General features: G+C 41.9%; 13 protein-coding genes and 1 pseudogene. 6 read left to right on the top strand and 8 right to left on the bottom strand.

What is annotated here, in order from left to right:
- Positions 1-7: 7 nt before the first annotated feature.
- A complete protein-coding gene (locus tag IGJ12_RS08655; protein ID WP_061054187.1) occupies positions 8-985 on the top strand; it encodes a Gfo/Idh/MocA family protein in 978 nt (325 codons plus the stop codon).
- Between the two features lie 62 nt (positions 986-1,047).
- On the opposite strand, the gene IGJ12_RS08650 is transcribed toward IGJ12_RS08655, so the two are convergent.
- Positions 1,048-1,236, bottom strand: coding sequence for a hypothetical protein (locus IGJ12_RS08650; protein ID WP_005226063.1), 189 nt, complete (start codon positions 1,234-1,236; stop codon positions 1,048-1,050).
- Positions 1,237-1,416: 180 nt separating this feature from the next.
- Here IGJ12_RS08650 and IGJ12_RS08645 point away from each other — a divergent pair, with 180 nt between their 5' ends.
- Positions 1,417-2,742 (top strand): dihydrolipoyl dehydrogenase family protein, encoded by a 1,326-nt coding sequence (locus IGJ12_RS08645; protein ID WP_061054186.1) that lies wholly within the window; start codon positions 1,417-1,419, stop codon positions 2,740-2,742.
- Positions 2,743-2,984: 242 nt separating this feature from the next.
- On the opposite strand, the gene IGJ12_RS08640 is transcribed toward IGJ12_RS08645, so the two are convergent.
- The 4 genes from IGJ12_RS08640 to IGJ12_RS08625 form a co-directional block, all read right to left on the bottom strand.
- Entirely contained in the window at positions 2,985-3,152 is a 168-nt protein-coding gene (locus tag IGJ12_RS08640) for a hypothetical protein (RefSeq protein ID WP_005235914.1), read from the bottom strand.
- 308 nt (positions 3,153-3,460) lie between these two features.
- The gene (locus IGJ12_RS08635; protein ID WP_430619577.1) at positions 3,461-4,255 is read right to left on the bottom strand and encodes a hypothetical protein; all 795 of its coding nucleotides are present in this window, start codon (positions 4,253-4,255) and stop codon (positions 3,461-3,463) included.
- Positions 4,245-4,784: a sigma-70 family RNA polymerase sigma factor gene (locus IGJ12_RS08630; protein ID WP_430619576.1), complete on the bottom strand. Its 540-nt coding sequence runs from the start codon at positions 4,782-4,784 to the stop codon at positions 4,245-4,247. The genes IGJ12_RS08635 and IGJ12_RS08630 overlap by 11 nt, the downstream gene beginning before the upstream one ends.
- A gap of 61 nt (positions 4,785-4,845) precedes the next feature.
- The gene (locus IGJ12_RS08625) at positions 4,846-5,238 is read right to left on the bottom strand and encodes a hypothetical protein (protein WP_430619575.1); all 393 of its coding nucleotides are present in this window, start codon (positions 5,236-5,238) and stop codon (positions 4,846-4,848) included.
- Between the two features lie 161 nt (positions 5,239-5,399).
- On the opposite strand from IGJ12_RS08625, the gene IGJ12_RS08620 reads away from it, so the two are divergent.
- A complete protein-coding gene (locus IGJ12_RS08620) occupies positions 5,400-6,644 on the top strand; it encodes a glycosyltransferase (protein ID WP_430619574.1) in 1,245 nt (414 codons plus the stop codon).
- A 15-nt stretch (positions 6,645-6,659) separates the two neighbouring features.
- Here IGJ12_RS08620 and IGJ12_RS08615 read toward each other — a convergent pair.
- A pseudogene (locus IGJ12_RS08615) lies at positions 6,660-7,144 on the bottom strand (AmiS/UreI family transporter).
- Positions 7,145-7,485: 341 nt separating this feature from the next.
- Here IGJ12_RS08615 and IGJ12_RS08610 point away from each other — a divergent pair.
- Positions 7,486-7,725, top strand: coding sequence for a LexA family protein (locus IGJ12_RS08610; protein ID WP_430619573.1), 240 nt, complete (start codon positions 7,486-7,488; stop codon positions 7,723-7,725).
- 47 nt (positions 7,726-7,772) lie between these two features.
- Here the strand turns inward: IGJ12_RS08610 and IGJ12_RS08605 are convergent, their stop codons facing one another.
- Positions 7,773-8,759, bottom strand: a complete 987-nt coding sequence (locus IGJ12_RS08605; protein WP_016611790.1) for a DNA/RNA non-specific endonuclease — start codon at positions 8,757-8,759, stop codon at positions 7,773-7,775.
- A gap of 409 nt (positions 8,760-9,168) precedes the next feature.
- On the opposite strand from IGJ12_RS08605, the gene mgtE reads away from it, so the two are divergent.
- Together mgtE and rsgA are read left to right on the top strand one after the other, a co-directional pair.
- Positions 9,169-10,533: a magnesium transporter gene (mgtE, locus tag IGJ12_RS08600; RefSeq protein ID WP_016611788.1), complete on the top strand. Its 1,365-nt coding sequence runs from the start codon at positions 9,169-9,171 to the stop codon at positions 10,531-10,533.
- A 152-nt stretch (positions 10,534-10,685) separates the two neighbouring features.
- Complete coding sequence (gene rsgA / locus IGJ12_RS08595) at positions 10,686-11,627, top strand: ribosome small subunit-dependent GTPase A (RefSeq protein WP_016611787.1); 942 nt, start codon at positions 10,686-10,688, stop codon at positions 11,625-11,627.
- 313 nt (positions 11,628-11,940) lie between these two features.
- On the opposite strand, the gene IGJ12_RS08590 is transcribed toward rsgA, so the two are convergent.
- The gene (locus tag IGJ12_RS08590) at positions 11,941-12,294 is read right to left on the bottom strand and encodes a DUF2200 domain-containing protein (RefSeq protein WP_005235929.1); all 354 of its coding nucleotides are present in this window, start codon (positions 12,292-12,294) and stop codon (positions 11,941-11,943) included.
- Between the last annotated feature and the right edge of the window lie 41 nt (positions 12,295-12,335).

Below are 12,335 nucleotides of genomic sequence, written 5' to 3'. Positions count from 1 at the left end.
AAGCAAGATGAACTTAGCGATTTTAGGGGCAGGCATGATCGTCCATGATTTTTTGACGGTGGCAGGGGATGTCCCGCAGCTTGAACTGTCCGCTATTTTTGGGACAGAAAATGATTTAGAGAAAATGAATCACTTAAAACAGCAATACGGGATTCAAACCGTCTATACAGAGTTAGGGTCATGTTTGGCGGATCCCTTCGTTGACACCGTGTATGTCGCATTGCCCAATCATTTGCATTTTTCCTTTGCCAAAGAAGCGATCCTCGCTGGCAAACACGTCATTTGTGAAAAGCCATTTACGTTGCAGACACGAGAATTAGTAGAATTAACAGAATTGGCTGCTGCCCATGGGGTGCTTTTGATGGAAGCCATCACGAATCAGTACTTAGCCAACTACCAAGGAATAAAAGCGCAGCTTGAAACATTGGGAGAGCTGAAAGTGATTGAATGCAACTATTCGCAATATTCTTCTCGTTATGATTCATTCAAAGAGGGAATCGTTTTACCTGCATTTAACCCAAAAATGGGTGGTGGGGCATTGATGGATATCAATATCTATAATATTCATTTTGTGGTCGGGCTTTTAGGAAAACCTAAAAGTGTCCGCTATTTTGCTAATGTCGAAGAGGGGATCGATACTTCTGGCATGCTGTTTTTAGACTATGAACAAACAAAAGTCGTTTGTATTGGCGCCAAAGATTCGACAGCGACGATTCGCTCAACGATCCAAGGGACGAAAGGATCGATCATCGTCAATGGACCGACGAATATGCTTGCCAGCTATGACGTTGAACCGGTCAATGGGGCAAAAAGCCATCAGGATCAAAGCGTTCACGGACATCGTATGTTTGAAGAATTTGCCCGTTTTGCACAAGCCATTCACGAAAATGATCATGCCTTTGTCAAGGAACGCCTTGCACATAGCAAGCTGGTGATGGAAGTAGTGGAAAAAGCATTGGCAGATGCCCAGATTGTATTAGGATAATCGCATCAATGTGGAAAGACACCAGCTTCTTAGAGAAGTTGCTGGTGTCTTTGTCTGTTGTCTTATTTTTTCTTCTTTAAACTCAATAAGGTTAGTGGGATACCCAAGGTGAGATAGCCGACAATTGTCATCAAACAGACGACCAGCCAAAAGTTATCTACTGCTAGAAACGCAATCAGGCCATAGGCCACCAGAATCGAGAGGAAATAAAAAAGAAAGAGCTGAAAAAAACGTTTAAAACTCACAGTCATTCATTCTCCTTTGTCGTTAAACTGACAAGAAAAGTATACCATATCAAACGCAATTTTAAGGGATGATTGTGATCATTCGCAGGAGCCTTTAAAGGCGAATTGTTTTGTGGGCTGACCGTGATTCGCTATACTTGAAGGGAAGAGAAAGAGCAGGATTTTTTTAAGAGAAGGAGGAGACAGATGAAAAAGGTGGATGTACTGATTATCGGAGCGGGTCCAGCTGGTACGGCTGCTGCCTACGGGTTAAAAGCCAAAGGAAAGACAGTGGCGATCGTCGAAGCTGATTTATGGGGTGGCACGTGCCCCAATCGCGGGTGCGATCCGAAAAAACTACTGATGCGAGGCGTAGAAGTCAAAACAGAGGCGAAACGTATGCAAGGCAATGGCGTTCAAGGGCAGGTAGCCATTGATTGGCCGGCACTGATGGCGTTTAAGCGCTCGTATACTGATCGTGTGCCGGAGTCAACCAAACAAGGGTTACTAGCAGAAGGAATCACTACTTACTACGGACAAGCCGCTTTTCGTGATGCCCATACGGTCGTCGTGGACGCCGAAGAGATTCAAGCAGAAAAAATAATCATTGCGACAGGACAGCGTCCAGCCGTACTACCAATCGTCGGCAAGGAGCATTTACAAAACAGTACTGATTTTCTTTCCTTTGAAAAGATGCCAGCAACGATTGCTTTCATAGGTGCTGGATATATTACCTTCGAATTGGCGATGATCGCTCAAGCAGCAGGTGCTGAAGTTCATGTGATTCATCATAATGACCAGCCACTAAAAGGATTTGATGCTGAATTGACCGCAGAAATGGTTCGTTCAATGCAGGACCAAGGTGTTTCGTTTCACTTTAACCAGAACACACAGCGAATCATGAAAGAACAAAACCACTATACAATTCAGACACAAGCGTTGTCTCTCACCGTAGAAGCAGTGATTGGTGCCACGGGACGCAGACCCAATAGCGATCAGCTGCAACTGGAAAAGGCAGGGGTAGAAACGTCAAAACAAGGGATCGTTGTAAATGAGTTTTTGCAGACTAGTCAAACACACATCTACGCAATCGGAGATGTGCTAGCGAAAAAGCAGCCAAAACTGACGCCTGTTGCTAGCTTTGAAGCCGCCTATCTTGTCGAGCATATAGATGACCAGAAAACGCCCATCCGCTATCCACTGATCCCTACACTAGTTTTTGGTGCGGAAAAACTGGCAAGAGTCGGGATCAGTGAGCAAGAGATTGCCGATAATGCCTCAGAATATCATAGTGAGGTGATAGATCTTTCTTCTTGGTATACCTATCGACGAATCAATGATCAAGAGGCAAAAATCAAATTGGTTTATGACACATTTGATACAATCGTTGCTGTCACGATTTTTTCTGCATTGGCGGATGAGTTGATCAACCACTTCGTTTTTGTGTTGGAAAATCAGCTATCGAAAGAAGCACTGGCACAAATGATTTTTGCCTACCCCACACCTGCTAGCGATTTGTCCTATTTTCTATAAATAAACAAACAAGCCTGCGCTAGTTTCCGCTAGCACAGGCTCTAAATTATTATGTCCGTATTGACTATAGTCCGTGAACCTTAAATGAACCTTAAAGTTAGGCTGGGTTTCATTTAAGCAATGTCTTTGTTTTCTAGTAACCCTAGGTTTAGGCTTTTTTTGAAAGCCGACGGACAGCAACAATCAGTAAGATCGATGACAAGAAGAGTCCGACCAAATAGATGATGAAAATAGAATCTGGCTCATAGTGCCGATAATTGAATATTTTTACCATAAAAAAGAGAAACGGGATCGCTGCAATAAGGGTTGAAACGAAACGTTTCCGCCATTGTATGAAAAACGATCCAATCACTAGAAAAAGACAAAACGGGATCCAAAAGACCAAATGTCCGATAAGTTCGATTTTTCACACCTCCTAGCAAGTAAAATCATCATAACGTTTCTTCCTAAAAAGCAAGCGTGAATGAAAAAATAATCTCATTAGGCATGTATGAAATTATGAGTGGAGTCTTCTGAAAAGTTCACAAGAAATCTGAGAATTTCAAAAGGAAATGAAAAAACGGGCGGTTAGGAATGTCCCAATAGTCCGAGACAAAAAAGCACCTCTTGCAGCATTCGTTTTCACTTGAATCCTGCAAGAGGTGCTCTTCCGTAGAAAATCTGGTGCTTTATTCAATTGATATCAAAGAAATGATTAGGAAGGAACGGCAGTCTTTTTTTATGGCAAGATGTTCTTACTATACAAAAGGGAAATGACCATACCTATGTCCAATAGATCCTTATAATAAAATCCTTTCAGTGGCCCAAAGTGTAAGAAAAATCCGAGAATCAGTAATACAAACAGCAGCAGGAAGAGCATGTTGAAAATGGTCATTAAGCGAAAACTGAAATGCCAATTACTCAAGAAATACTGATATTTCGCTGCTCGGTAAATTTTGTTTTGAATCGGAATTTTCTTGAGTGCAGGGATCGATTCATGATAGGACGTAAATAACTCGTAGTCTTTTTTTGTCAGCACTTCTGAGAAAATGTGCGTCCCCGCTTGAAAGTCGAAATAGCCCCAATGGAATTGTTCTTTATCCTCTGGTGATTCGTGCTTCATCAGCTTTCTTGGCTTGATGGTGAAGGCTTTGATGTTCTCATAGGGGTAACTGAAATAGGTGTTGCTTTCTAAATAGTCGATGATGACCAGAAAAAGCATTCGGGTTTCTGTGAAAACCAACAAACGATTGCCGCGGGTATCATGAAAGATGTCACGGTATGCTTTTGCTTTCTCAGTTGTTGCATACGCATAGGCGCCAAGCCCTTGGTTGGCGAAGGCGAGGTTTCCATCTGGCGTCAAAGGCAGATAGCCAAGAATCGTTTCGTCTTTTGCTAAAAGCGTCCGAAGCTCCTCTAATAGATCTTGCAAGAAAACATATTGTTTGGACAGCTCGAAGGTTGTTGCTTTTTCTTGTTCAGTTACTTTTATCAGTGATTTATTTTCATTTAAGACTAACTGTTTAAAATCCATCGATAGTCATCCTTTCTTTTAAGCGTTTGCGGCCACGGGAAAGACGATTGTAGATTGCTGAGACATTTAAGTCCGTCTGTTCTGCGATGGTTTCGGGTGACTCTTGGTAAAAATAGTAGAGCAGAAAGATCCTTTGATCAAGGGCTTCAAGGTCTTCAATAAAGCCCAAAAAGGTTTCCTTTGTTAAAGGTGATTCTTCAATAGCTAGTTCCTGCTCATCAACAGGTTTTTCTTCCAATGAGCGCTTGTTCAACTTCCGCTTGTGGTCAATCGCACGACTACGACTGATCAAAAGCAGCCAAGTAATCAAGCGGCTTCTGTCAGGTTGATACGCAGCAATCTTTTGCCAAACCTCATAAAAAACTTCGTTCGCTACATCTTGGCGCTCGCTCATTTCATGCGGTTGGGAGAGGACACTATGAATCGTCCTCAGCATGCTATCACCATAAACAGCTAACAGTTCTTCTAAGCCGGCATAGTCTTTCTTTTTGATTCGTTCAATGATTTCTTCATCCTGCACCTTCTTCACCCCTTCACACTGTATACGAAGAATTTTTGCCTTTTCTATCAGAAAAAGAAAAAAACCTCTGTTAACGAGGTTTATGATCTTTTGCCAGTAGATCTGTTGCCAAGCGCTGTGCCAAATACTCCCAAAGAATGCCGCCAAAAAAAGCGCCTATCATATAAAGAATGACTGCTTGCAGCTCCAATGGATTATTTGCTAGCCAGAAAGAAAATAGCGAGCCGATGATGAATAGGTAGCTGCCAAAAAGCACTTGCCGCCACGAGCGTTTTTTAACAAACTTGCTAATGAGAACGGTTGAAAGGATCATCAAGAGAATTTGGATGAATGCCAGCGAAGGCAAAAGTGCAAAGTCAGAAACAACCATTTCCCAAAATTGTTGAATCAAGAAAAAGAAAGCAAAGAGAATGAGCCCGCGTGAGAATATACTAAGCCGCAAGGAAGATATTTTTTTTCGCATTGGTTTACTCCTTGAAAGGTTTTCTTTATTATAGCAAATTTTTAGTTAAACAATGTAAAAAGATGAACGAGAAGGTCTGCAAAAAACTTCTCCTAAGTATGCGCTCTTTTAGTATACTTGAAAGAAACGAGTGGATGGACTCGATACATGAGGAGGATTGCATGCCAATGATTCTTTTTGCACCTGCGGTATTCAACTTGGCTGAAACGACACGGATGATCGAAGTCGCTAAACAAATGCAAGGAAATCACCACTGTGAGTTCTTTGGTTTTTCAAAGACCTTTGCTTCACTTATCATTGAAAGTGGTTTTACGTACCATTTATTGACGCCGACTCTTACAGAAAAACAAGAGGAACAGATCATAAAATTAGATCAACTGCGCTCATTCAAAAATCCCTTCACCAAAGAGATGGTTGCTGCGCGTATTCTGAGCGAAAAAAAACTGGTCGACAAGCTTGCTCCTCAGGTGATTGTAACTGGATCGAATGTCACGATCTTTCTATCTGCTCGCAGCAAACAGATTCCCTTAGTCTACGTAAAACCCTATGCGATGAGTGATCCCTTTTTTCGATCAGATAGCGCGTTTATCCCTTCTAGTTTGCGTTTCTTCGGACCGTTAAGGAAACCACTTTGGTATTGGACAAGAAAACAATTGGTAAAATCCCGCTGGATGCCCCGAGCATTCAAACACGCTGCCCAAACAGAAAAACTTTCTATGCCTGAAACGAGCTTACGAATGATGGACGCTGATTTAAATCTCATCACCACTCCTGAACGCTTTATAACAAAAGAGCTGCTGCCAGATAATTATCGAATCGTGGGGCCGATTTTTGCCAAGATGGGGGCGTCCTTGCCAGAAGAAGTGTTGACTTTTATTGAACAAAAGCGGCGGGAAAGAAAACGAATCGTTTATTTTGCAATGGGCAGTTCGGGTAATCCGCGCATGGTGCGAAAAATCTTAGCTTTCTTACAAAACCGTCCGGAACTAGCGATCATTGCTCCGGTTACGCATCTACTCAAGGGGAAACACAACGTCTCAGAGAATTTGTTCCTGACCGAATATCTGCCAAGTCATCTATTGCATGAGCATATCGATTTTTCTTTTATCCATGGTGGGGAAGGGACTGTTCAAACAGCTTGTGCCTCTGGGAAGCCGTTTATCGGAATCGGGATGCACTATGAGCAAAGCTGCAATATTCAGTACTGCGTGGCGTATGGCAATGCAATTGCACTAACAAAACCAGTAACTGTGAAAAAGCTAGAAGTTGCCCTGACTGAGGTTTGTTTACCGAAAATCCGACAACAAGCCTGCCAGCTAAAGAAGCATTTCCCGACAAATGGTCCTCAGAAAGCGATGCAGGAGATTGAACACTTTTTAGAAATAAACAATAGTGATTATCATTGAGATAATCACTATTGTTTAATAGAGATCTAATAGCATCAGCAAACCTGGGACCCACGTAGTGAAGACACCGCAAGCGATCGCAAAATAATGAATTTTACGACCGAAGTTTACCTTCACGATCGTATCCAAAAAGCCGCAAAACCATAACGCTCCCCATGTTAACCAAATCAGTGCAAAAAGGGGATCTTGCTCCCATCGCCAAGAAACCCAGGCAAAAGGCAAGGTATTGATGGCTACGAATAGCGCAAAAACCCCATAAATACGTAGATCTAAATCAAAAAGGTAAATGATCCCTACCAATAAATACGTAAAGCAAAGAGAAAGCCAGTGCCTGCTTCATAATAAGCGCCTTGAAGCATATAGATTAGATTGATAATGAAAGATAACGAACCTGTAAAAAGATTAATTAAAGCAAGTGAACGATAGTCAATGTGAAGTAAACTTCCCCAGCCGTTGATTATCAAAGTAATTCCTACAAAAAATAAGCCGATCCCTAACATAAAATCCTCCTTTACTTAAATTTAGAATAACAAATTCCAAGAAAAAATAATACCTTTATTTATTTTTACGTCAATAAAAAGGAAAATAATTTTCAAATTTACTATTTTTTGCTGTTAAATTTGATAAAATCAATAACAAAGAGCGCTGCTTGCCGATGTTTTTCTCGTTAAGGGGAAAATTCCAGCGTTTAAAAGGAACTTTAACTCGTTGGAAGAATGGGAAAAGAGGGAGAAACAATAGATTTTCAGTGTATTAATTGGACAAAAAGCTGACGAGGCAGTAGCTTATCGGTTTTTACGAATTTGCAGCAGTGAAGACTGTTTTGCGGAAAGGAGGAATTATGCCGAGAAAAGATCGAATCTTACTTTTTATTGACGAATATATGCAAGCTCAAGGTTGCTCACCTACCATACGAGAAATCTGTGCCAATGAAGAGATAAAAACAACTTCTTTGGTTTATCGTCATTTATTGCGTCTTGAAAAAAGAGGCCTGATTTACCGAGCTTATCGCTTTAAGTCACGTTCGGTTCGTTTTACAGACGAAGGGAAGGCCTATGTCAAAGTGTTGCGACAAGCATAAGCCAACGAAGAATAAATAAAACCAAAATAAAAAAGCCTAAGGCTTTTTTATTTTGGTGCACGGTAGCCGGCAGCTTCCGCTTCAGCGATGGTTTTGAACCATTCTTTCGGGTTGGTAGTATCCTCGTAGTATTTAGATCCGGGCAAATGATAGATGCCGCTTCTTGATCCTTTGATCAAACCGTTTCCTTGTTGATCGACATATTCTTTCTGTTTTTCCTCTGTTTCACTGCTTTGAGAAGTGGCTGTTGTCGTGTTGTTTTCACTACTTGTAGCATTCTCCGGCTGCGTCATATCTTCGTTGGAAATCTCGCTGCTACCATCCGCATAGTTGATTGTGACACCATCTTGGATGTTGAAGATATAATAGTTGAATTGGATCGTATCCTCGCCAATAGATTGGGCTTGCATCTGTACCCCACGGGCAACCAGCTCGTCATCGCGATAGATCGGGGTGACGGAATATCGGACATAATGATTTTTATCTTGCTTGAGATAATAGTTGATATCCATTTCTAAGCGCAACATCTCGGGATTGTTCAACTGACTTGTCCCTGTGATCAGATTCTTCCAGTTTGCATTTTCGCCAGCTAAAGCAAAGCCAATCAAGTGGGTTCGATTATATAAATATTTCCCATTGGGGAGCTGTTTATTACGCCAACCTGTCGGTTTCACACTGGAAATATCGCCACGCTTTTCCGTGGGCATCAAGGATTGATTCAACATTGCTTCAGCAGAGGTCGCACGATTGAGGTGATCGAGGTCGCCGTATGCTTCCCAGGCGCCATTTTCAAGGGAAAGATCATCTTCTGAAAACTCAGGAATGTTCTGATTGACTTCAATCGTTTGGGTGCCTTGGTAAGTTAACTGTGCCAGCTCATCTGCACGAATATCCTTAGCAGAAGTGATTGCCACTTCTGATGATGGTGTTTTGTGATTTGGGAATAGATCATTACTGTGTAGGAGACTAAATCCGACTGCTGCGAGTGCGAGAAGCGCAGTGACCGATCCGATAAATGTTTTTTTCTTTGCCATCTTTTTTTGCCTCTCTTTTCATTGATGTATAGTTAGCATAAACGGGGAGTAAAAAAACTGCAACCCATTCATCATACCATTTGCATGGAGCGTTTTACAGAACTTTCAGGTTTCTTTTGCTTTTTGATCTCAAATGTTCTTAACCCACTTTCTTTACCAAGGGAACATGCCTGAATGTTTTTTTTTATTTGCAAGTCAAATTTTTCATGTTTTAAAAAAACTATGTGATATAATGAATAAAGTTGTTGCTATTTCCCTTTGATGCTTGTTTTAATAACAGGCATCTCCAGCTGCGGAACGAAATTTCAGCTGTATAGCACGCAACCTTCAAACGAAAGAAATCTGGACAATTTTCTGAACGATTTCCTTTCTTTCTTTGAGCAAAATTACAGGAGAAGGAGTGTATCCCATGAACCAGCAAGAAACCATCTTACATTATTTAAATCAGAAAGACTCTGAAAAATTAAAAGAACTCGTATCAGGAATGGAAGAGCTGCCGCTGTTACAATTGTTCAGCAATTTATCCGCGGATGAAAAAGTGATCGTTTTCCGACTATTACCGAAAGATAAAGCACTTATCCTGTTTGAAGATTTGACACCAGCTACACAACAACACTTATTACGCTCTTTCACCGATGAACGGGCAACCGAGTTTGTGAACGAAATGGCACCAGATGTCCGAGTAAGACTCTTGGATGAGTTGCCAGCGACCGTAACACAAAAACTTTTACAATCAATGGCACCGGATGAACGTGCTGCAACAAACCTCTTATTAGGGTATGAGGCTGAGACTGCTGGACGTTTGATGACACCGGAATTCATCACATTGAAAAAAAATATGACGGTCAATCAAGCGTTAGAAAAAGTGCGAATGCAAGCCAAAGAAAAAGAAACGATTTATACGCTTTATGTTACTGATCAAACGAAAACATTAGAAGGTGTTTTGTCGCTGAAAGATCTCTTAATGGCGCAAGGGGATCAACTCATCAGTGAAATCATGTCCCAAAAAGTTATTTATGTTACCACGGACACGGACCAGGAAGAAGCGGCACGTTTGCTAAATGAACTAGATATCATTGCGCTACCAGTCGTAGACAAGGAATCGCGAATCGTTGGGATCATCACTGTCGATGACGCCATCGATGTCATCGAGCAAGAAACGACAGAAGACATGTTTAATGCCGCTGGTTTAGTCGATGTTGCTTCTAATGAAGCAGACCGTAGTAACGTTCTGATCAACGGCACCCTTTGGCAAATTTGGAAAGTCCGATTGCCGTTCCTAGTGATCACTTTGGTTGCCGGTCTTTTAGCTGGGGTAGTCATTGATGAATTTGAACAAACATTGGAATCGGTGGCAGCCGTTGCGATTTTTATCCCTTTGATCATGGATATGGGTGGAAACGTTGGTACACAGTCCTCAACTGTTTTTGTTCGCGGGATGTCATTAGGGCATATTGATCTTTCGACCTTCACTCGCCATTTCTTTAAAGAAGTTTGGATCGGCTTAAGTCTAGGTTTGATCGTAGGGGTCATCTCTGGGGCTGCTGCATCACTTTGGCAAGGAATCCCGATGTTAGGTGTGGCTGTTGGTATTTCGTTAGTTTTTGCCATGACCTTAGCCGCAGCACTTGGCTTCTTAGTCCCGTTTGTACTGATTAAACTAAACATCGACCAAGCAGCCGGTTCGGCACCGATCATCACATCGATCAAAGATATCGCCGGCTTGTTTATCTACTTCGTTTCAGTAAATGTTCTTTTGGGTCATTTGCTTTAGCATACTGTCCGTTCCGGTGGTATAATAAAGCGACATCACATGATGAGCACAACATAGAAAGGGGAAATGTCTTATGACAAATCAAATGAAGCAACATCAACTCGGAGGTTTCTCTTTTTAAGTGCGGCCTCCTAACTAACTGGAGGGAAATCATGGAAAAACAAGGAATTGTGGTCTTTCAGGCCAAAGATATTGCAAAAGTCCGCTTGACCACAGGAGAAGAATGTTTAGCAACGGTTTCAGGAAAATTTCGCCAACAGGCACTAGCGCCAAAGGATTATCCGATTGTTGGTGATTTTGTACAAGGACAGGTGTACGATCAAGATCATTTCTTGATTGATGCTTTGCTGCCACGAAAAAGTTTTTTACAACGAAAAGTAGCTGGAAATCGCACGGACGAGCAAGGCATTGCGGCGAACATCGACACAGTTTTTATTGCAACTAGTGCCAATGAAGAATTCAATTTGGCTCGGTTAGAGCGCTTTGTAACGATCGCTTGGGACAGTGGGGCTAATCCGGTGATTCTCTTGACCAAAGCCGATCAAGTTACTGCTGATAAAAAAGCAGAGCTGCTGCAAGCATTAAACGATGCATTTGGTGTGAAAACATTTGCTACGTCCATTTTTGAACCAAACGAATTGCTGATGGAAACGTATTTTTCTGACGGACAGATCAGCGCATTTATCGGTTCATCTGGGGTCGGAAAGTCCAGCTTATTAAATCAGCTTATGGCGCAAGACGTTCAAAAAACCAATGACATACGAGAGGATAGTCGAGGACGACACACGACGACGAGTCGCCAGTTGTTCACTCTGTCCTCTGGCGCAATGATCATTGATACTCCTGGCATGCGGGAAGTTGGCATCAGTACCGTCCGGTCAGCTTCGATCGACCAATCCTTTGAAGCGATCAGCCAGTATGCTGAAGGTTGTTTTTTCAGAGACTGTCGTCATGAAACAGAACCGAAATGCGCGGTCAAAGCGGCCATTGCTGCCGGTGAACTTTCAGAAGAAGCTTTCGCCCGCTATCGTAAAATGGAAAAAGAACTGGCGTATTTGAAGCGAAAAGAACAGATCAAAGAATTGAAAAAGTAAAAGTTAGCACTCCTTTCTTTAAGAGGAGTGCTTTTTTGTACGTGTTAAGAGAGTCTTGTTGAGTAAAGAAGAGGGACGTAGACAATGTCCTTGTGTTTTCACGAAAAGGCGGCCAATTCCACTGGGCACTACATGCTAAATGGTTGAACTAAGCTAAGAACGCCTGTCTGGTTGAAAGCTACCGTCAAGAAAGTCAGTATAAAAAAACACAGTGGGGTGTTTTCCCACTGTGTTTTGAGCAATGATTTGCCCCTGCCAAGGTATTTCAAGTATAAAGCGTTGATTCTTAAATAGCAACTCGAAAAAAATCGCCTCATTCAGCAGAGCGCAGAATTTTCGTCATGGCTTTTCCTTTCGCCAGTTCATCGATCAGTTTATCTAGATAACGAATTTCTTGGACCATTGGCTCTTCGATCTCTTCTACCCGAATGCCGCAAATGACACCAGTGATCTGCTTTCGTGCGGGATTGAGCTGAGGGGCTTGACTAAAAAAACGTTCAAAAGAAAGCTCTTCATTCATCTGTTGCAGCGTTTCTTGGTCATAACCGGTCAGCCAGGTAATAATCTGATCCACTTCTTCTTTTGTTCGATTTTTCCGCTCTGCTTTGGCAATATATAGGGGATAGACTTTCGCGAAACTCATTTGGGTGATCTTTTGATTTTTCATGATATACTCCTTTAGTCTTTACACAAAGTATACTTTATTTT

This window comes from Enterococcus sp. DIV0802b (assembly GCF_050543535.1).
Classification (GTDB): domain Bacteria; phylum Bacillota; class Bacilli; order Lactobacillales; family Enterococcaceae; genus Enterococcus_D; species Enterococcus_D entomosocium.
The sequence above is the reverse complement of the archived record's forward strand: the minus strand, read 5'-3'. Positions and strand labels throughout refer to the sequence as shown.

Coding starts and splice junctions, on each gene's coding strand:
- IGJ12_RS08655 (WP_061054187.1), top strand. CDS start 8: ATGAACTTAGCGATTTTAGGGGCAGGCATGATCGTCCATGATTTTTTG.
- IGJ12_RS08650 (WP_005226063.1), bottom strand. CDS start 1,236: ATGACTGTGAGTTTTAAACGTTTTTTTCAGCTCTTTCTTTTTTATTTC.
- IGJ12_RS08645 (WP_061054186.1), top strand. CDS start 1,417: ATGAAAAAGGTGGATGTACTGATTATCGGAGCGGGTCCAGCTGGTACG.
- IGJ12_RS08635 (WP_430619577.1), bottom strand. CDS start 4,255: ATGGATTTTAAACAGTTAGTCTTAAATGAAAATAAATCACTGATAAAA.
- IGJ12_RS08625 (WP_430619575.1), bottom strand. CDS start 5,238: ATGCGAAAAAAAATATCTTCCTTGCGGCTTAGTATATTCTCACGCGGG.
- IGJ12_RS08620 (WP_430619574.1), top strand. CDS start 5,400: ATGCCAATGATTCTTTTTGCACCTGCGGTATTCAACTTGGCTGAAACG.
- IGJ12_RS08610 (WP_430619573.1), top strand. CDS start 7,486: ATGCCGAGAAAAGATCGAATCTTACTTTTTATTGACGAATATATGCAA.
- IGJ12_RS08605 (WP_016611790.1), bottom strand. CDS start 8,759: ATGGCAAAGAAAAAAACATTTATCGGATCGGTCACTGCGCTTCTCGCA.
- mgtE (WP_016611788.1), top strand. CDS start 9,169: ATGAACCAGCAAGAAACCATCTTACATTATTTAAATCAGAAAGACTCT.
- rsgA (WP_016611787.1), top strand. CDS start 10,686: ATGGAAAAACAAGGAATTGTGGTCTTTCAGGCCAAAGATATTGCAAAA.
- IGJ12_RS08590 (WP_005235929.1), bottom strand. CDS start 12,294: ATGAAAAATCAAAAGATCACCCAAATGAGTTTCGCGAAAGTCTATCCC.